19 protein-coding genes are annotated in these 18,350 nt (G+C 66.1%); 6 read left to right on the forward strand and 13 right to left on the reverse strand.

The features are described 5' to 3' along the window. Positions 1-14: 14 nt before the first annotated feature. The 5 genes from O7603_RS08025 to O7603_RS08045 all read left to right on the forward strand — a co-directional run bounded on the left by O7603_RS08025 (position 15) and on the right by O7603_RS08045 (position 4,275). The gene (locus O7603_RS08025) at positions 15-977 is read left to right on the forward strand and encodes a hypothetical protein (RefSeq protein ID WP_281575050.1); all 963 of its coding nucleotides are present in this window, start codon (positions 15-17) and stop codon (positions 975-977) included. A 37-nt stretch (positions 978-1,014) separates the two neighbouring features. Next, on the forward strand, positions 1,015-2,007 hold the full coding sequence (locus O7603_RS08030; protein ID WP_281575051.1) for an ImmA/IrrE family metallo-endopeptidase: 993 nt from the start codon (positions 1,015-1,017) through the stop codon (positions 2,005-2,007). A gap of 143 nt (positions 2,008-2,150) precedes the next feature. Next, the gene (locus O7603_RS08035; protein WP_281575052.1) at positions 2,151-3,173 is read left to right on the forward strand and encodes a hypothetical protein; all 1,023 of its coding nucleotides are present in this window, start codon (positions 2,151-2,153) and stop codon (positions 3,171-3,173) included. Positions 3,174-3,349: 176 nt separating this feature from the next. Then, positions 3,350-3,601 (forward strand): hypothetical protein, encoded by a 252-nt coding sequence (locus tag O7603_RS08040; RefSeq protein WP_281575053.1) that lies wholly within the window; start codon positions 3,350-3,352, stop codon positions 3,599-3,601. 173 nt (positions 3,602-3,774) lie between these two features. Further along, positions 3,775-4,275 carry a hypothetical protein gene (locus O7603_RS08045; RefSeq protein ID WP_281575054.1) on the forward strand — a complete coding sequence of 167 codons (501 nt, stop codon included), beginning with the start codon at positions 3,775-3,777 and terminating at the stop codon, positions 4,273-4,275. Positions 4,276-4,285: 10 nt separating this feature from the next. On the opposite strand, the gene O7603_RS08050 is transcribed toward O7603_RS08045, so the two are convergent. From O7603_RS08050 to O7603_RS08085, 8 genes are all read right to left on the reverse strand, one after another. Then, the gene (locus O7603_RS08050; protein ID WP_281575055.1) at positions 4,286-7,345 is read right to left on the reverse strand and encodes a type I restriction endonuclease subunit R; all 3,060 of its coding nucleotides are present in this window, start codon (positions 7,343-7,345) and stop codon (positions 4,286-4,288) included. Then, positions 7,342-7,986, reverse strand: coding sequence for a restriction endonuclease subunit S (locus tag O7603_RS08055; RefSeq protein WP_281575056.1), 645 nt, complete (start codon positions 7,984-7,986; stop codon positions 7,342-7,344). Before O7603_RS08055 ends, O7603_RS08050 begins: the two co-directional genes overlap by 4 nt. Then, the gene (locus O7603_RS08060) at positions 7,983-8,792 is read right to left on the reverse strand and encodes a hypothetical protein (protein ID WP_281575057.1); all 810 of its coding nucleotides are present in this window, start codon (positions 8,790-8,792) and stop codon (positions 7,983-7,985) included. Before O7603_RS08060 ends, O7603_RS08055 begins: the two co-directional genes overlap by 4 nt. Further along, positions 8,779-10,389, reverse strand: a complete 1,611-nt coding sequence (locus O7603_RS08065) for a type I restriction-modification system subunit M (protein ID WP_281575058.1) — start codon at positions 10,387-10,389, stop codon at positions 8,779-8,781. Before O7603_RS08065 ends, O7603_RS08060 begins: the two co-directional genes overlap by 14 nt. Before the next feature lie 444 nt (positions 10,390-10,833). Further along, the gene (locus O7603_RS08070) at positions 10,834-12,306 is read right to left on the reverse strand and encodes a tyrosine-type recombinase/integrase (RefSeq protein WP_281575059.1); all 1,473 of its coding nucleotides are present in this window, start codon (positions 12,304-12,306) and stop codon (positions 10,834-10,836) included. Beyond that, complete coding sequence (locus O7603_RS08075; RefSeq protein ID WP_281575060.1) at positions 12,303-12,710, reverse strand: hypothetical protein; 408 nt, start codon at positions 12,708-12,710, stop codon at positions 12,303-12,305. Before O7603_RS08075 ends, O7603_RS08070 begins: the two co-directional genes overlap by 4 nt. A gap of 136 nt (positions 12,711-12,846) precedes the next feature. Beyond that, on the reverse strand, positions 12,847-13,614 hold the full coding sequence (locus O7603_RS08080; RefSeq protein WP_281575061.1) for a DUF2637 domain-containing protein: 768 nt from the start codon (positions 13,612-13,614) through the stop codon (positions 12,847-12,849). Between the two features lie 371 nt (positions 13,615-13,985). After that, entirely contained in the window at positions 13,986-14,861 is an 876-nt protein-coding gene (locus O7603_RS08085) for a replication-relaxation family protein (protein ID WP_281575062.1), read from the reverse strand. Between the two features lie 499 nt (positions 14,862-15,360). Between O7603_RS08085 and O7603_RS08090 the strand changes: the two genes are divergently transcribed. Beyond that, positions 15,361-15,870: an HAD domain-containing protein gene (locus O7603_RS08090; RefSeq protein ID WP_281575063.1), complete on the forward strand. Its 510-nt coding sequence runs from the start codon at positions 15,361-15,363 to the stop codon at positions 15,868-15,870. Between the two features lie 96 nt (positions 15,871-15,966). Here O7603_RS08090 and O7603_RS08095 read toward each other — a convergent pair whose 3' ends face one another. From O7603_RS08095 to amcA, 5 genes are all read right to left on the reverse strand, one after another. Continuing rightward, the gene (locus tag O7603_RS08095) at positions 15,967-16,536 is read right to left on the reverse strand and encodes a kinase (protein ID WP_281575064.1); all 570 of its coding nucleotides are present in this window, start codon (positions 16,534-16,536) and stop codon (positions 15,967-15,969) included. Positions 16,537-16,551: 15 nt separating this feature from the next. Continuing rightward, entirely contained in the window at positions 16,552-17,214 is a 663-nt protein-coding gene (locus O7603_RS08100) for a pentapeptide repeat-containing protein (protein ID WP_281575065.1), read from the reverse strand. Positions 17,215-17,284: 70 nt separating this feature from the next. After that, complete coding sequence (locus O7603_RS08105; protein ID WP_281575066.1) at positions 17,285-17,419, reverse strand: hypothetical protein; 135 nt, start codon at positions 17,417-17,419, stop codon at positions 17,285-17,287. Further along, positions 17,416-17,766, reverse strand: a complete 351-nt coding sequence (locus O7603_RS08110; RefSeq protein ID WP_281575067.1) for a hypothetical protein — start codon at positions 17,764-17,766, stop codon at positions 17,416-17,418. Before O7603_RS08110 ends, O7603_RS08105 begins: the two co-directional genes overlap by 4 nt. After that, complete coding sequence (amcA, locus tag O7603_RS08115) at positions 17,766-17,930, reverse strand: multiple cyclophane-containing RiPP AmcA (RefSeq protein ID WP_281575068.1); 165 nt, start codon at positions 17,928-17,930, stop codon at positions 17,766-17,768. The genes O7603_RS08110 and amcA overlap by 1 nt, the downstream gene beginning before the upstream one ends. Positions 17,931-18,350: the final 420 nt, after the last annotated feature.

Raw genomic sequence — 18,350 nt, forward strand, 5'->3', positions numbered from 1 at the left:
GCCAGAGGAGGTTCATGGTGATGGCCGAGCTACCTGACCGTCTGCGCCGCCTCGCGGAGTCGCTACAGGTCCCCCGCACACTGACCACTGCGGCTCTGTGTGACCGGCTCGGCGATCCCTGCCAGGTCGAACCAGCAACCGGACAGGTGTGGCAGGCCGAATGGGACAACGTCTCGCAGCTGGTACTGCTCCTCTCTACGGAGGGGCGGCACTGGCACGTCGTGCCGGTGTCGGTCGAGCCGACCGGGGAAGACGAGCAAAGTCTCCTCGTTAGCCCGGACTGCACAACGCTTCCAGTTGAGGTCACAGCATGGGCAGGGCTGGCCACCTCGATTCCGACCGGGACGCTTAGCCGCGCTATCGACAACTGGTCCGCCAGTATCACCGCCTGGTGCGCCGACACCTCAGCCGGCACCATCCGCACACCCCCTCCAGGTACCCGTCGAGGACGGCCGGCTGTCAATCCTTTCGATAGCAGTATCGCGGTCCGCGCCAGCCTGTCGGACGATCTTGACGTCCTGGGAGCCGCGCCGCTGGTCCCGGTACAAGCAGCGCAGGCCGTGAACCTCAAGTCGGCCGCCGCCCGTGTGGGACTACCTGCCGTGATCACCGCTCTCGGGCTCCCACAGCCCACCGTGATGAAGATTTTGCAGGGAAAGCAGCCGGTGACCCTGCAGCAGGCCGAGGTCCTGGCTCAACTGCTTGGCTACGCCGCCGAGGAAATCATGGCGACGACGGGCGGGCTGCCTGCGAACCTTGCGATGGAATTGGAGCAGCCGCGATGGCGGACAGCATGGCGATCGATCGCCCGCCGTTTGGACGTTTCAGAAGACGTCGCACGGCTTCGAGCCGGGACTGGAACGTTCGCGATGGCGTTTCGTCAGACTGGCGGCACCGCACCGGACTGGCGCAGGCGGATCGGCCAATGGCTCGCAGCCTCCGAAACCGCGACAAGCGGAGCCGAGCATGGCGAGTAGGGCAACATCGGCCGCCGTAAAGACGCAGGCTATGGCCATGCTGGACCGGGTGGAACAGCGCCAGCCCGGCGTACTTGACCGGCTGCGCGTCGATGCGCTCGCCGAGGTGCAGACCTGGCCGGACGTGCAGGTGCGGCTGGTCGATGAGGCCCCGTCGACCGCCGGGGGGTGCTCGGTGGCGGGAAGCTACAACGACGAAACTCAGCCGCCAACGCTCTGCGTGGCCGTGTCGGCCTCACCAGGTCGTCGTCAGTTCACCGCGCTGCACGAGCTCGGCCACCATCTTCAGAACACCGACACAGATCTCGGCACCAGGATCCTAATGGCCGCCGACGACCGTTTCGAGGACGACGCCTGCGACCTGTTTGCTGCCCGAGTGCTACTGCCCGACGCGGTGGTGTCCGGCTGCTTCGGCGACCAGACGCCCACGGCCGGCGACATCGTCGCGCTCTACCGCAAGTCCAGCGCGTCGCGCGCCGCTTGCGTCGTCCGTGCGGCCGAACACCTCGCCAGCTTCGGCGCGGTCGTGCTCTACGACGCAGACGGCGCCGTGTCGTTCGCCACGGCCAAGGGCATCTACCCGCCGGCTCGCGGCAGCGACCAGTCCCAGACAGCGCTGGTCGCCGCCGCATTGCGCGACCCGTGGCGTGCCGACGGCGCGGCGTTCACCGCCGACAGCACCACGATCCGCTACCGCTCCGGACACAGCAGCGACCCGCTCTACGGGCAGGCCGCGTGGTGCGACGGCTACCTGATCGCCGTCCTGGTGACGGACCACGCCCCGTGGCAGACGTTCTCCCCACCCCGGCCCGGCGTGCCGGCCCAGCGGCAGCCAACCGAGGCCGAGTGCGAGGTGTGCGGCAACCTCTTCGAGGTGACCGGCCTTTGCGCCACCTGCAACGAGCCCCGCTGTCCCTCCGGACACTGCACATGCACGCTGAAACGCGAGCGCCGCTGCGAGCATTGCAGGTTGACGTACGGGCTGGCCATGTTCCCGGCCGGCGGAACGGTTTGCCGGGACTGCCTCTGACCTGCGCCTCATCGCAGGTTGGACGGATCCCGAGATGCGTCGTCAGAGGTGGATGAGGGCCACCGACGGCCCTTCAGCACCCCGACCAGGGCGCTGCCGACGAAGCGCTGCGCCGCGATGCAGCGCGGATTGGGGGCCACCATATGGGTCACACCGCCGAACTCCTGTCCACCGTCCGTCGCCAGATCGACGCCAGCGACGTCCCGCTGAAGGAGGCTCGCGTCCGGCTGCAGCTGGTGCGCGACCTCGCGACGGGGTTGCCCGGCTCGCTCCGGACCTACGCCAGCGGTTCTCTGGCGCACCACACCATGAACCACCCGGTGACCGACGGCGACGGCGGGCTCGTGCTCGACCGTCGCTGTTACCCCAACCTCGGCCCGGAGGGCGGGGGCGAGACGCCGACCAGGGTGGCTGAGCAGCTGTGTGCGCTACTCGGTCCGGGAGTCCGCAAGACGTACCCGAAGGCACGCTGCGGCACCTCGAAGCGTGGGCCGAAGTTGTCGTTCAGCGCCCCGGTCGATGGCCAGGACCCGACGGTCGACCTGGTCGTGGCACTGACCCGCCGCGACGGCGACGGCCTGTGGATCCCGAACCTGGAGAAGGACCGCTGGGAGGCCTCGCACCCCGAGGGCCATGTCCAGCTGTTCAACGCCGGCCCGGCCTCGCTGCGCAAGACCCGCCGGATCGCGATCCGGCTCCTCAAGGCCTGGAACAAGCAGTACACGACCCCGGGCATGTCGTCGTTCCACCTGTCCACCCTCGCGTGGGAGTTCGTCGACACCGGCATGGGCGTACCGACCGCCCTGCACACGGTGCTCGACCGCGCGGCCACCCGGATCAGCCACGGGTACGCCACGCCCGACCCCGCCGGGGTGTCCGCACCGTTGAAACTGCTGCTCGACCGCACGGTCGTGGCGACCCGGCTGCGCAGGGCCGCCGACGGGAGCGCCGAGGCCCTCGCGAGCGACACCGACGAGATGGCGGTGCAGGCGGCGCTGCACAAGGTGTTCTGGAAGTACATCGACGACCCGAACGACACCGGGCTGGCCACCGCAGCCGACCTGCTGCGTCGGCGCCAGCCGGTGCCCACCACCGCGCTGGGGCTCGCCGGGCCGGCGGCGCTGGTGGTCCCGACCCGCGCCTACGGCGGTCGGTCGCCGCAGTGATCCGGACGCCCTGGCGGGAGCCGGCCTGGTTCGCCAGGCCGGCTCCACGGCTACGGTTCGCTGCTCAGCTCGCCGCCACCGGCGTGCCAGTCGGGGTAGTTCGCCAACCTCGGCGGTTCCGGGGCGGGTACGCGGTGCGGTGCACCGTGTTCCCGCCGGGTATCGAACCGAGGCAGGTGACCATCGTGTTCTCCACCGGCTCGCCGGAGGTGCCACGGGTGTTCGTAGACGGACCCACTGAGTCCCCGCACCGCTACGACGGTGGGGAGCTGTGCATGTGGTGGCCGTTCGACGGCGCGGAGCAGCGGTGGCTGCGTCGCGATGGCGCGGCGGCGCTGCTCGGGCATGTCGTCGCGCATCTGGTTCGGGAAGAATGGTGGCGAAGGACCGGCGAGTGGGTTGGCGACGAGGCACCCCACGACCGTTAGGAGAACGTGTGCCCCCTACCCCACCGCCGACGGCACCGGCCGGCCTCGTGCCGGCCCTCTCCAGCGCCGCTCCCCCGGTACCGCTGTCGAGCAGTAGCGCGATCGTCGTGGCGACGGTCGGGACCGGGCCGCCGCCCCAGGCCCCGCAGCCGCAAGCGGCCTCAACCTTGGCCGTGGCCGGCGTACTGTCCGGGGCGGTGTTCGCTGCCGTCCTGACCGCCTGTATCACGGTGTGGACCTCGCGGCGCAAGAGCCGTGAGGAGGAACGCGCCCGGCAACGTGACCTGTTCGCCAGCGCCTTTCAGGCGTACGCGGCATACAAGGAGATGCCGTACGCGATCCGTCGGCGCCGCCACGACGACGGTGCCGCCGAACGTATCCGATTGTCCGAAGCAACGCGGGAGATCCAAAGCAAACTGAGCTACTTCACCGCCTGGACCGCCGCCGAGTCCAGCACCGTGGGCGAGGCGTACACCGCTCTCGTGCGCGAACTGCGCAAGGTCGCCGGGGGTGCGATGCGCGAGGCATGGCAAGCCACGCCAATCACCGAGGACCTCGCGATGAACATCCCGCCGACAGTCATCGACCTATCGTCGCTGCTCCCGCTGGAGAGCGCCTTCACCGGTGCCGTACGCGCCCACCTCGCCGCGCTTGCTCCCTGGTGGGCCAGATAGGCGGTGCCTTTCAAGCCAGCTTGGAGAAGCGCTCGAAGTATTCGGTCAGCTTCGCGATGACGCGCTCCTTCTTGGCGCCGAGGTTGTTGTCCTTCGCGAAGCGCGAGACCGGCGGCAGGACCTGGGTGATCGCCGTTCCGTTGGTTGCGATCGCGCCGTCGCGGAAGGCCGCTTCAATAAACGAATTCGTCTGCTCGGGCCGAAGGCGCTCGGCGTCGATGATCTCGGCGAGTTCGGCTTCTCGTCGTCGAGTGACGAAGACGCGCCAGTCGTCGTTGACCTCGCCGGTGACCGACATGGAGTCGACAAATTCCATGATCAGGTCCTTCTTGTTTCGCAGCGACGGGCTGGCATCGATGGCATCCTCGATGGCACGCAGCGGCATCCTGCCTTCGTCGCCCATATTGGCCTGGCCCTCGTCACGCCACCTCTGTACCAGCATCAGGATGTAGTCGAAGTTGACCTCAACCTGCTTGATGAGCTCGATCTCGAAGACGACATCGTCGAGGATTGACTCCTTCTCGCCGGTGTCCCGCTTGCGGTGCCTCTCCCAGAGTGCGTTGTAGACGCTCGTGTAGTTCTGCAGTTGCCTCGGTGGCAGCGACTCGTCGTGAGCAAACTCGTCGAAGGAGGTCAGGATGTTGCGCAGTCTGAGGATCCGGCCGAAGAGCACGACGAACGCCTTCTCCTGAGCCTCCCCGAATGGCTCGGTTCCGGGTGGGCACTGCTCCAGGAGTTGCTCAACCAAGCTGACGTACGCGGTGTGGTAGTAGGTGTACGGCTTGAGCAGCACCACTCCGTTGGCCTCGGAGTTGCCGAAGAGCACCAGGGCATCGTCGACGGCCTTCTCCAGATTGCGGAAGCAGACGATGTTGCCGTAGGCCTTGACCGAGTTGAGGATCCGGTTGGTGCGAGAGCACGCTTGGATCAGCCCGTGGGACTTGAGGTTCTTGTCCACCCACAGCGTGTTCAGTGTGGTTGCGTCGAACCCGGTCAGGAACATATTGACCACGATGACCAGGTCGACCTCGCGATCCTTCACTCGACGCGCGAGGTCCTTGTAGTAGTTCTCGAACTTCGCCGCCGAGGTGTCGTACGTCGTGCCGAAGGCGTCGTTGTAGTCGCTGATCGCGCGTTCGAGGAAGTCGCGGGAGGAGGCGTCGAGCTTGTCCGCGTCCATCGCCTCGTCATCGAGGATGCCGCCGATCTCCTCGTCCTCGTTGACCGCGTAGCTGAAGATCGTGGCGATATTCAGCGGCTGGTAGGACGGGTCCGCGGCCGCACGCTCGGTCTGCTGCCGGGCGAACTCGTAATAATAGATCTTCAATGCGGGGATTGACGCGGTCGCCAGCATTGAGTTAAAGCCACGTACCCGCTTCTCATCCAGGCTGTACCCTTGGGTGCGCATGGTCTTGGTATCGAAGTGGTCGAGGACATACCCCACGATCTTCCGAATTCGCTCGGGATGGCGCAGCACTTCTTCGGTATCGATCCCGGCGACCTGCTTGTCTTCGACGTCGTCCACTGCCCGCACGGTGTTTTGGTAGGAGACGCGGAAGGGCAGCACGTTTCCGTCGTTGATCGCGTCCAGGATTGTGTAGCTGTGTAGTCGGTCGCCGAAGATCTTCTCGGTAGTGTCCTTTGTCGCCCCGCCGGCGTTCTGCGGGAAGATTGGGGTGCCGGTGAACCCGAAGAGGTGGGAGCGGCGGAACGCCTTGCGCACCGCGGCCCCCATGTCCCCGAACTGGCTCCGGTGGCACTCATCGAAGATCAACACCACGTGACCCTTGGTGATCTCGTGGCCTTTGTTCTGCTCGATGAACCGCGACAGCTTCTGAATCGTAGTGACGATGATCGAGGCGTTCTGGTCTTGGAGTTGCCGCTTGAGCTCGGCGGTTGAGCGTGATCCGTTGACCGAGTCCTTCTCGAAGCGGTTGTATTCCAGCATCGTCTGGTAATCGAGGTCCTTGCGGTCCACCACGAAGAGAACCTTGTCGATACCCTCCATCTTCGACGCGAGCTGCGCGGTCTTGAACGATGTCAGCGTCTTTCCCGACCCGGTGGTATGCCAGATGTAGCCGCCGGCCTTCGGCCCGGTCGCCTTCGCCGAGGACACCACTCGCCGTAGGATCCGCTCAGCCGCCGCGATCTGGTAAGGCCGCATCACCAGCAGGGTACGAGAGACGTCGAAGACACAGTACTTCGTCAACACATTCAGCAGCGTGTGCTTGGAGAAGAATGTCCGCGTGAACGCGGTGAGGTCGCCTATGCGCCGGTTTTCCGCGTCGGTCCACCACGAGGTGAACTCGAACGAGTTCGATGCCTGCTTCCGCCTGCGCTTGCCGCCCTCGGACTCAGCCACCTTCCGGGCACGAGTCGTGTTCGCGTAGTACTTGGTGTGCGTGCCGTTGGAGATCACGAAGAGCTGGATGTACTCGAACAATCCGGCATCGGCCCAGAACGACTCCCGCTGGTAGCGGTTGATCTGATTGAACGCCTCCTTCAAGGGCATCCCGCGCCGCTTCAGCTCAACATGCACCAGCGGCAGTCCGTTGACCAGGATCGTCACGTCGTACCGGTGCGTACGAATAGTCCCGGCACTCTCACCAACCGTCTCGTACTGGTTGATCACCTGGAGTCGGTTGGCATGGATGTTCGACTTGTCGATCAGTTTGATGTTCTTGCTCGTACCGTCGTCACGAGACAGGACCTGGATCGGGTCCTCCTGGATACGCGCCGTCTTCTCGACGATTCCCTCATTCTTCGAGGCAATCTTCTTGGCGAAAAACCATTTCCACTCGTCGTCACTGAACACCACATTGTTCAACAGCTCCAGCTGACGACGGAGGTTTACCTCCAGGTCAGCCGACGACGCGATGTGAAGTCGCTCGTACGCCTGCTGTTCGAGCAGCTCAATAAACTCAGCCTCAAGCTGAGCCTCGGACTGGTAGCCCTGATCGACACCATCATCCGGCTCGTACGCCGCAACGACGGTGGATTCGTCGCTCATCGCGATGGGCTCGTACCGCAGCGCCGAGTCCGGTGCCTCCACACCGCTGCCCGGACTCACGCCACCCGCTCCTTGAACTTCAGCAACTTGTCCCGGTAGTGCTCGTACTGGCGCGTGCGGGCTTTCAGCTCAGCTTGCAGCTCAGCTTGCAGATCAGCTTGCAGATCAGTCATCGTATCGAGGATCCGTACGATTTCGCCCTGAACCTCGGGTGGAGGAACCGGAATGGTGACCCTGCTCAGACCGCTACTGGAGAGCCTCTTCACCTTGGCGCGGGCGACATGCTGCTCCTTCTCGGCGTGGAAGGCGCTGGTCTGGAAGTAGTAGGAGACGTAGGTCGGATTGAGTTCGCTCCGGTACAGAAACGAGTCATCGTGGATCGCGACCTCTCCTTCGCCGAGCCAAGCCACGGCCTTGCCCACATCCTCAACCGTCTCCCCAACGCCAGCGACGATCACGTCCCCCGGCTGGGCGTAGCGCAGCTGATTGCGCAGATCCTCCCTCACATACGAGACGGTGGTGCGCGCGGACACGCCATATTCTGTGTAGATCTCCCCGTAATGGATACAGGGGATTCCTTCTTCGACCATGTCAGCTTTGGTGAAGCGACGTCCGCGGACAAAGGTGCCGATCTCGCCGAGCATCATAATCTCAACACCGTCCGGGCAGTGCTCGGCGAGCAGCCTACCGATCTCGCTCATCGCGCCATCACCCCACTCGAAGGCACGTTCACCCTGTCAATTCTCCATCCGAGTGCATCGATCGCTCGCTTCATCTCCTGATCGCTGGCGACATTGTGGATGATTCCGATGACCAATCTTCGGCACGGGTGGTACTTCTGCAGGGCCACTTCGTCGCTCGAATCTCCGTGGACGATTTCACTCAGCTCGCTGAACAACTTGTATCCGTCGCTGGAGAATGCCGACGGAATGATGTGGTGCTGCTCATCGACCTCTTGCAGGAGGCTGCGGAACGGCTTGCGACCGCCGTTGTTACCGATGGTGGGTATGCCTGCGATATCGGCGACCTGCTTGGTGATCGCTTCGAAAATCTTCCGGAGGTAGACCATGGATCCCGCACCGAGCTGTACCTCATAGGCAAGCTGCGCACGCTCCAGCAGATCATCGAAATCACCGGCGCCGACTCCGACCCGACTCGCCATACCGCGCCGGTTGTCTACATAGCGCTCCAACCGCACGGTCGGTGCCGGTCCGTCCAGTTCATCCCTGGACACTACGAGGAACCAGGCTTCTATGGCCGCTTCGCAGACTGGGCATTTGAGGCAAGCGTCGATGCTCACCACACGATCACCAACGCCGAGGCAGGACAGCTTGTCGCCCGACATGAACGTCCGAACGTCGTCGCAGGTCTTGCACTTGAAGTTGATAGCGACCTTGCCGACCTCGATCGTCTTATGCCTGCCCCAGGCCAGGCGGGCATTGAGGAAGCGCTCGACCTGCGCCTCCTCGCTGGCAGGGGCTTTGGACAACAGTTCAGACAGTCGCATCGTCGGATTCCAGGTCGCCGACAATGGCGTCGATTTGGGTACGCAGCTCAGCTTGGCGGGCGACTATCCGGGAAATTTCGGCGTTCAATGCCTTGATATCGACCGCTTCGCGGACGTCCTCCGCCGCGACGTAAGAGCTGACCGCGATGTTGTAGTTGTTTTCGCGGATGGTCTCGTAGTCGACTAGGGCCGCGAAGTGGTCGACGGCCGCCCGACGGGTGAACGCCTCCAGAATCTTGGCTTGATGGCCGGCGCCGAGTTTGTTCTTATTGCCCTGGCGCGTGAACTCGGCCGAGGCATCGATGAAGAGCACCCGGTTGTCGATCTTCGACTTCTTCAGCACGATGATGCAGGTCGCGATCGCCACCCCGAAGAAGAGGTCCGGTGGGAGCTGGATGACGGTGTCGACGTAGTTGTTGTCGATGAGGTACTTGCGGATCTTCTGCTCCGCACCGCCGCGGTAGAGCACACCGGGAAACTCGACGATCGCGGCCGTGCCGTTGACCGCCAACCACGACAGCATGTGCATCGTGAACGCCAAGTCAGCTTTCGATTTCGGCGCCAGCACACCCGCGGGGGCGTACCGCTCGTCGTTGATCAGCAGCGGGTTCGAGTCACCTTCCCAGCGCGTGGAGTAGGGCGGGTTGGAGACGATCGCCTCGAACGGCTCGTCGTCCCAGTGGTACGGGTCGGTCAGAGTATCGCCGTGAGCGATGTCGAACTTCTCGTACGGGATGTCGTGCAGGAACATATTGATCCGGCACAGGTTGTACGTGGTCAGGTTGATCTCCTGACCGAAGTAGCCCTGCCGGACCCCATTGGGCAGCACCTTCTTAAACTTCAGCAGCAGCGAACCCGAGCCGCAGGCGGGGTCGTAGACCTTGTTCACCTCGGTCTTGCCGACCACGGTAATCCTAGCGAGCAGCTCGGAAACCTCCTGCGGTGTGTAGTACTCCCCGCCAGACTTCCCGGCCGAGGACGCATACATCTGCATCAGGTACTCATACGCGTCACCGAACAGGTCGATGGTGTTCTCGTTGAACTCGTCGTTACCGAAGTTCAACGACCCGATCGCGTCGAGAAGCTTGACCAGCTTCTCGTTACGCTTCGCGACGGTGGGACCGAGCTTGCCGCTGTTGACGTCGAGGTCGGCGAAGAGGCCCTTGATGTCGTCCTCGGAAGCGGTGCCGACCGAGCTGGCTTCGATGTTGGTGAACACCCGCGTCAAAGTCTCGTTGAGGTTCTCGTCCGTGCTGGCCCGCTCACGCACGTTCGCGAAGAGGTCTCGGGGCAGGATGAAGAAGCCCTTCTCCTTGACCGTCTCCTCGCGCCCGCCCTCGGCATCGGCGTTGGACAGGTAGCGGTAGTCGAAGTCCTCTTCGCCTGCACTGCGCTCGGCCTCGTTGAGGTAGGCCGTCAGGTTCTCCGAGATGAATCGGTAGAACAGGATGCCTAGCACATATGCCTTGAAGTCCCAGCCATCCACGCTTCCACGCAGGTCGTTGGCGATCTTCCAGATCACCCGGTGAAGTTCAGCTCGCTCCCGCTCCTTCTTGCGGTCCTCAGCAGCGGTGGTCCAGGCCGGCTCTGTCGTCACAGGGTGAAGTCTTACCAGAGCTCGCCGGCGCGACAAGGGAGTGGCCTCGCCGAAACATTCAGTATGCCGCCTGCGATGCAACCCACGGTAACTTATCTGTCACCTTTGGCGAGCGTCGGTGGGACGCGATGCGATGCCAGCGGACAGACCAGTAGATCAGGACCAGCTTTCAGCTGGCTGACTCAGTTCGACGGCAAAACCACGCGCCGATCCGGTCCAACGGCTCCCGAGCACCCATCAAGCCACCACCCACCACCGGCGTACGCGAAAAAGGCCCTGACCTGGCGGAGATCTACCAGCCAGGGCCTTGATCGTTTGTGCGCATCGGCAGCGGCGGCGAGGCACCGCTGAACGCCTTCCAGATCGCCTTCGAGGCCCGCTCGCCCTGTCGACCACTGACCCCCAACAACAGATCAGCCGCGAAGACGGGTGGCGGCCTCCGGGCTACGCCGACCTTTTGGTGGCGCGCTGGCGCGGGACGATCAACGCGGTTGCTTCGGCGGCGGCGTGGGACAGCTCGGGGAGTACGTCGCCGTAGAACTTGGCGGTGAAGTGTGGGCTGGAGTGACGGAGCCGGTTGGAGATGACCTTCATCTGGACGCCGGCGGCGAGGCCCATGGTGGCGGCGCCGTGGCGGAGGTCGTGGAGCCGGATGGGTGGTAGCCCGGCTTGGGTGGCGAGGTGGTGGAAGTGGTCGGTGACGTCGGCGGGGTGTAGCCGCCTGCCAGTGGGCGTGGTGAACACGAGTCCGGTGGTGGTCCAGGCAGCACCGGCGGCGAGGCGTTCGCGGTGTTGTCGGGTGCGGTGGGCGCGCAGCACCGCGACGGTTTCGGTGTCGAGGGCGACAGCGGCTTCGCTGTCGGTGGTTTTGGGGGTGTCGATGGCGGTGGTCCAGCCGTGTTGGACGAGTTGCCAGCGGACGGTGAGGGTGGCGGCGTCGAGGTCGAGGTCGTCCCAGTGCAGGCCGCAGGCTTCTCCTCGGCGTAGGCCGGTGAAGGTGATGAGGTGGTAGAGGGCGTAGAGCCGGTCGTTCGCGTCGTGGGTGTGGTCGAGGAATCTGCCGGTGTGTTCGGGGGTCCAGATCATGACGGGGCTGGAGATCTTGCCGGTGTCGCGCCAGGTGCGGACACGTTGGTCGGTCCAGATGGTGGGCTTGGGTGGTCGGGCTGCGGGTAGTTCGACCATGAGGGCGGGGTTGGTGTCGATGTAGCGGTGGCGGCGTATCGCGTCGTTGAGGGCTTTGCGCAGGGTGGCGTGGATGACGTGCAGGGTTCTGGGGCCGACGATCCGCTGGTTTTTGACCTGGTCGCGTTTGGCGGAGTCGCGGCTGGCGCGCAGGGTGGCGATGGTGGTGTTGCGTTCGGCGATGGTGTCGTACATGGCGTCGATGTGGCCGGGGCGGAGTCGGTCGATGCGCAGGTGGCCGAGGTGCGGGATGAGGTACAGCCGGATGTGCCCTTCGTAGGACCGCAGGGTGCCTGCTTTGATGTTCTTACGTCCGGCGAGCCAGTCCGTCAGGTACGCCTGCATCGTCGGGAGTTCGGTGGGGGTGATGTCCAGGTGCAGCGCCCGCCGGATCTGGTCCGGGGTGGGGATGGGTGCGCTGGTCTTGACGGCGGTTTCGATGAGGTCGCCGGTTTGGACGGTGGTGTGCGGGTCGGTGGGGTCGGGGACGGCGAGCGCGGCCCGGATGCGGTCGAGTACGGCGTCGGCGTCGGCTTGGGTGGTGTAGGGGCCGTGGCGGAGTGGGCGGCGGTTGCCGTCGGCGCGGGCGGGGATTTCGATCTGCCAGTGCCAGTGGCCGTGGGTGCGGGACCAGCCGCCGCCGGGCCGGCGAAGCTGGGGACAGGATCGTCCCAGTCGCCGGCCCGTGACGCTGTCGCGGCAGCCGCAGCGCTTGAAGGTGGATCCCTTCACTCATCGTCTCCTGGATGCTTCGTTTGGTGCCGCCAGCGATGTCGGGTGGAATCCGCTGGTGGCGGGGTCGTCGCATCCACGCTCACCTTCACATCCGGATCAAGTCGCCGACCACCATTAGTCGGGGCCGGGTTGTCGAGTAGGAGGAGCTGCAGGAGGCCGGCGACCGGGACGATGATGCGGTTGCCGGCGCGGATCAGTGGCGCCGGGAAGGCGTCGGTGGCGGCGAGCCGGTAGGCCTGGGATCGGCTGACCCCGAGGACGGATGCGGCGGTGGCGAGGGTGGTCGTCACGCCGAGGGCGCGAACACGATCAACGGTCCACACCTCGCCGGGAAGGGTGCTGGCCGCTCTTTCGATCGCGGCGTCGGAGGTCTTCTCGGTGGGGTTCAGGTGGGTACTCATCAGCGGTGTTCTCCTGACTTCTCTGATAACTGAGGGTTCTTGGGGGCGGGAGCGCGTGACGGCCGGGTAAGGCGGGCTACGGTCGTCCGGCGGGCAGGCAGTTCCCCTTCGCTGTCGACGTCGCAGCGCGTGGCCGTCACGGGCTCGGGGCAGGAGGCGGATCGTGATGCGCTCTGGGAGTCGAGGACGTCTCAGCTCGGAGGATCTGGAGGAGTTCGGAGAGCCGGGTGTTGGACACGGTGTGGCCCGCCTGTCGGAGGGCGTCGGCGAGCGCTGCCCGGGTGAGGGGACGTCCGTCGGCGGCGAGTTGGTCCCGGACCTGTCGCGCCGCCGGTAGTAGCTGGCCCGTGTCTCGGAAGGGCGGCGCGGACCGTCCGCGGCTCTGTCTGCCGTGACGGCGGTCCGGTCCGCGGGGGCGCGAGGCGGCGTCTGGCGGGCGGACGGTCCAGGACGTGGATCGCTCCCCCGCCGTTGCGGCGGACCGGTCCCGATTGACGTGCTCGGTGAATGGTGCTGTCTGCGCGGTCTGTTCCGGGTCCTGGTCTGTCGGCGGGGGTGTGGTGGTTGCGGTCGGGGTGTTGGCGTAGCCGAGGGCGATCTTGGCCATGACGAGGAAGCCGAGCGCAGGCACGGCTGCTGCGATCCAGCCGATAGGTGATGGTTCGGCCTCGACAACCTGCGCGGCGAGAGACAGCGTGACCGCGCAGGCCAGCACACTCGCGGGGAAGACCGTCGAGGTGTGGGCGCGTTTGCGGCGGCGTAACTCCAGGCCAGAGGCGATAGACATCAGTTCGAGGACGATCGCGTCGGCCCAGGCCAGCCATCCGGGTTGGCCGTGGGCGGCGGCGACGTTGTGGACGTGGGTGAAGCTGGCCGCTCCAGCGGCTCCGCCGATGGCGAGCATGATGACGATCTGGACCGCACCCTCAGCGCGACTGCCGCGCGGACCACGGTCCGCATCAGATTGTGTTGGGGTCGTGGCGGATCACCTCCCCAGACCAAAGCAGGGCGCAGAAGTGCTCGCCTGCGCAGTGGGATCGGCAGGGGCGCGGACGGTCCGTGAGCCGGTGCCGCGGACCGCAGCGGGGACGGACCGTCCTCCGGTGGACCGGGCGCGGGACGGTACTTCCATCAGCCTGTCGACGGAACGATTCCCTGCTGTCACCGGTCTGTCAGTCACGGCGGGCTCGCCGGTGACAGACCGGGGAGAGGCCACGCGCATTGCTGTCAGGCGCGCGGTCGAGCTACCTTTCACGCCCGCGCGCCGGCCGCCGATCATGCCGCCTCCCGGTTGTCGGCGACGTAGTGGGACAGGTCGACCAAGCGATACCGGCGGCCTCCGCCGGCCCGTACGGCCCAGACCGCCTCAGCGGGACACAGCCCCGCCGTAGCGGCGCGGTCGCGAGCCCCGGTAGCTAAGGGCACCTGTGGCGCCGTATCGGCGAACAGGCGGCGCAGGTTGGCCTCCCGGGCGGCGGAGTGCAGCCAGAACAGCACCGGCCACACCCGGCCGATCGTGGCGAACAGCTCCCGGTAACCGTCGAGCTTGCCGACCAGGACCGACAACTGCTCGCCGCCGGTGTCGTACTCGACGAAGAACGGCACCATCACGCCGCCCTCCGCCCACAGGCCGTAGCCGTCCGGGCGGACCCGCGGCTGGTACGCGCGCACCAGACCCGGATCCCCGGGGCGGGTGAACGTTGCCGAGCGCTGACACTCCGCCTCCGACAGCCAATCGACCAACTCGGCGTTCGGGTGGGTGCGGGCGTGGCCGGCCAGGTCGGTGAAGAAGCCGTTCACCCCGAGGCGGTGAGCCAGGCTCCGGCTGGACGTCCAGCGTCGCCGCTCCACGCGGGCGTGGTCACGCCGAGGCGGTCGCTCGTCGCGGCCGGCGGCGACGACCTCGGCGCCGAGCTGATCGATGACGTAGTGATACGGATATGAGCCACCGTCGGCGCGCTGCGGCCGGAACCGGGCCACCAGCCGCAGTCGGTACAGCGTGCGAAGCCGGCGCTGGCAAAAGTCCAACGACGAGAACAGGGCGCGGGCGATCTGGAACGAGGTCAGCACCCCGTGGTCGTAGAGCCAGCCCAGCAGCACCCGGTCGCGATCGGTCAGCTGCGACTGAACCCGCAGAACCGGATCATCCACCAGCCACTACCTCCCTTCGATGCGCGAGCCGCTGCCCAGGGGGAGAGACTCGAGACAGGGAGGGTCTGTCCCAGCACGGCCAGCCGCCGCTGACAGGCCCGCTGAGCTGCGGTGTGAGTGGGGCGTGGGGGTCGGTTCGGGGGCCCGGATGAAGACTGACCCCAACGGGGACGTCAACTCTGACCCCCGAGCGAGGGTCAAGCCGGAGGTGGTCACTGCCGTTGGCTACGGCGGCAGCCGGAGGTGTCGGCGAAGGCAAGGGGAACTCCTCTGGTTCAAGAATTGGACTGCGGTGGTGATGGCGTGGGCCGGAACACGGGCGGCTGCCGGAACGGATGGCTCCGGCGGACGTGCCTCCCGGCGGCAGAAGGGGCTTTGTCCCGATCCCCTGCTGTCAGCTAAGTCCGGATGGCGGGCGGCACCGAACGCAGGCTTACCGATTGGCTTCGTGGAGGTGCGCGGACGTTCTCGGTCACGGGTTGAGGGCTAATCTCTGGGCATGTCCGCCCCGGTGCAGCTGTTCCTTGACGTGGACGGCACCCTCATCCCGTTCGGAACGCCACCGGCGGAGCAGCAGACCCGTGTACAGGTTCGACCGGACGACGCCCATCCGTTGCTGCACAGGGTCGAGCCGGAGCACGGGCGCCTGCTGTCCGCCCTGCCGTGTGATCTCGTGTGGGCGACCACGTGGATGAGCGACGCGAACGACGTACTGGCTCCGCTGCTCGGGCTGCCGGCCCTGCCGGTGGTGGACTGGCCCGACTCAGACGAGGACGACGCCCTGCACTGGAAGACCCGCGGCCTGGTCGAGTGGGCCCAGGGCCGCCCCTTCGTATGGGTCGACGACGAGATACGCCCAGCCGATCGCGTCTGGGTGTCCGCCCATCACCACGGCCCAGCCCTGCTGTATCGGGTCGACCCCTGTCACGGACTGACCAAACGCGACTTCACCGTCATCAGCAACTGGCTGGGGCACGCACACGCGCCTCACCCGCCGCCGCTGCCTTGATGAGCATCGGGACCGTGAGACGCCTTACTCGTCACGAGCCCAGCGGAGATCGTGCCGGAATCCCCGCTCGCACGGCAGGAGGACTCCTCGCGGGTCCTACGGGACGATCGGGAGAACATCGTCGTCACGCCCGGCCTGTGGCAGTCCGGCGACTGCGGCGATGGCCTGAACGGCCTCCTCCAGCCCGGTGCTCTCCGGCAGGATCAGCTCGTCGGACCAGCCCAGAACGTCGTGCGCGGCGTACCAGCCACTCATCTGCTCAGCGCTGAACTCGCTGACCTGCGGACGCGTGAGGTGCCGGCGCAGTGTCTCGGGCAGGGACACGTCGAGGTAGCAGAACAGCGATCGCCCCCGATGACCATCCCGCAGGCCCGTCAACATGCTCCGGTTGCGGCCGGTGTGCAGGATGCCCTCCAACACCACGTGGTAGCCGTGATCGAGCGAGAACCGGACGGTCTGTCCGATCAACGCCGGTGCCGCGCCGCCGGGCTGATCCCGCTCACGCAACACGATGCGGCGCAGGTAATCCTGCTCGACCAGCGCGCAACCCCGGCCGTGCCGACGCCGCAGCTCCCGGGCGATGCTGCTCTTACCCGAGCCGGAGTTACCTCGAACGCAGACGAGGATTGTGTCCGCGCTGCCGGTCGGGACCGAGTCAACAACCACGGTGCTCCCTCGCAGTCAGTCGTTGCGCACAGTCAGTTTGAGGGCGTCGACAGCCAGCTGGGTGAGGTCGGGCAGTTGGTTCTCCGCGAAGGTGACGCCGGACAGGTTGTCGAGTGGCGTCTTGAGCCCGCGGAGCGGGCTGCCTCGCAGGTCGACGCCGTCGAGGTGGCAGGAGTCCAACTCCAGACCGGCGAGGTCGCAGGACCGCAGCGCGATTCCTGGCAGGCGGCAGGTGGACCAGGTGCCGTGGGTGAAGGTGCAGTCGGTGAAGGCGACCGAGCCGACGGCGGTAACGCGCTGGAGGGTGGCGTAGTCGAAGCGGCAGCCGTCGAACAGGACGTCCTTGAGGCGTACGTCGGTGAGTCTGGTGCCGGTGAACCGTGAGCCAGTGATGGCGCACCGTTCGATGGTGACGCCGGTCAGGGCCGTGCCGGAGAAGTCGGTGCGACTGATCTCGCAGCCGTAGAGGCTGCAGGCTTCCCAGGTGCTCTCGCTGAGGTCGCCACCGGTGATCCGGCTGCTGCGGATGCGGTGATCCTCCAGCTGCACACCGCGCCACGACGCGCCCTCGACGAGAGCCTCCGTGAGGCCATCGGCCAGGTCGGTTACGCGGTCGAGGTCCTCCGGATCGAGGTCCGGTAGCAGGACCTTGATGTCGCCGACTGTCGTGGTGCGCACGTGTCCTCAACCTGTTGCCGAAGGAAAGGGCTCGCCACCTCGCGCGTCGGATGTGCCCCCGGTCGGTCGGTCAATTCTTCCAGTTGCCCCGGCCGGGCGGGCTGTCGAACTTCCGTTTCTGGTTTGTGGGCCGCAGCACCAGGGGTGGAACGTCCCGGCTCTCGCCGGCAATGTCGAGCGAGGCGACGACACGGGCGTCTTTCACGCTTCTGTCTCCTCGGGCCGCGGCGAGTTGATCTCGGTCATCCGGTAGAGGCCGGTGTGTCGGGCGGGCCAGCCAAGGAACCGATCGAACATGTCGCTGGCGCACCCAGTGGTCGTGGGGTTGAGCTTGTGCAGGTCGCCGATGGCGTCATGGAGCAGACTGGCCAGGTATAGGAACAGGCTGACCGGGTTGCCGTCGTACTCGGCGACGAGAGCGAGCTTCGCCCGGCCACACGGCCAGGGTTGGCCGCAGGCACGGCAGAGCCAGATCGGACGCAGCGGGGTGTGCTCTCTGGGCCCGGAGTCGAGGCGTTGAGCCTGTGCGGGGCGCGCGGACTCTTCGTTCATCAGGGCCTGCTCTCTCGGGCCTGCCGCTCGAACATCTGGCGCCATACGTGGTTGAACAGTGGTGGATTCGCCGCCCTCACCTGTGCCGCTTCTTGTGCGCCTGAGGAGGTGCCGGGCCGCCATGGCTGCCCGGTCGTGGCGTTGCGCGAGACGTAGATGGTCACGCCCGTTCCTCTGCCCGAGCTGGGACCCGCTGGTGGTGGGCTCGTCGGCAGGACGACGAGCCCACCACCGTTCGACGGCGCGCGGAAGCAAGCCGCCGGACGCCCGCCCGCGCAGCCCTCGTAGCAGTACGCATGCGGGGGGACATCAACACGCTCGAGGGAGTGGTCTGCGGCGATACCAGCCGGCTCAGACGGGTCAGGGTCCGGGCGGCAGAAAACGCTCCGGTGGAATCGAGCCGGTCTCGCTCCTGGGCGCTCACTTCTTTCCCCCACTCAGTAGGTCGGCTTGGAGTGGCAACGGAACGGGCGGGAGCTCACGTAGTCGCCACGCCTTGCACACCGGCTTGTGTTCTCACCCGTTCCGGCCATGCGTCTACACAAGCCCCGGCGGTCGCTGGCTCCCAGCGCGGCAAGGGCGCA

The sequence above is a fragment of the Micromonospora sp. WMMD812 genome (assembly GCF_027497215.1).
Classification (GTDB): Bacteria; Actinomycetota; Actinomycetes; order Mycobacteriales; family Micromonosporaceae; genus Micromonospora.

Excerpts from the sequence above, each read along its gene's own strand:
- O7603_RS08060 (WP_281575057.1), bottom strand. The coding sequence starts at position 8,792 with ATGCGACTGTCTGAACTGTTGTCCAAAGCCCCTGCCAGCGAGGAGGCG.
- O7603_RS08030 (WP_281575051.1), top strand. The coding sequence starts at position 1,015 with ATGCTGGACCGGGTGGAACAGCGCCAGCCCGGCGTACTTGACCGGCTG.
- O7603_RS08090 (WP_281575063.1), top strand. The coding sequence starts at position 15,361 with ATGTCCGCCCCGGTGCAGCTGTTCCTTGACGTGGACGGCACCCTCATC.
- O7603_RS08055 (WP_281575056.1), bottom strand. The coding sequence starts at position 7,986 with ATGAGCGAGATCGGTAGGCTGCTCGCCGAGCACTGCCCGGACGGTGTT.
- O7603_RS08080 (WP_281575061.1), bottom strand. The coding sequence starts at position 13,614 with ATGCTCGCCATCGGCGGAGCCGCTGGAGCGGCCAGCTTCACCCACGTC.
- O7603_RS08035 (WP_281575052.1), top strand. The coding sequence starts at position 2,151 with ATGGGTCACACCGCCGAACTCCTGTCCACCGTCCGTCGCCAGATCGAC.
- O7603_RS08075 (WP_281575060.1), bottom strand. The coding sequence starts at position 12,710 with ATGAGTACCCACCTGAACCCCACCGAGAAGACCTCCGACGCCGCGATC.
- O7603_RS08110 (WP_281575067.1), bottom strand. The coding sequence starts at position 17,766 with ATGAACGAAGAGTCCGCGCGCCCCGCACAGGCTCAACGCCTCGACTCC.
- O7603_RS08025 (WP_281575050.1), top strand. The coding sequence starts at position 15 with ATGGTGATGGCCGAGCTACCTGACCGTCTGCGCCGCCTCGCGGAGTCG.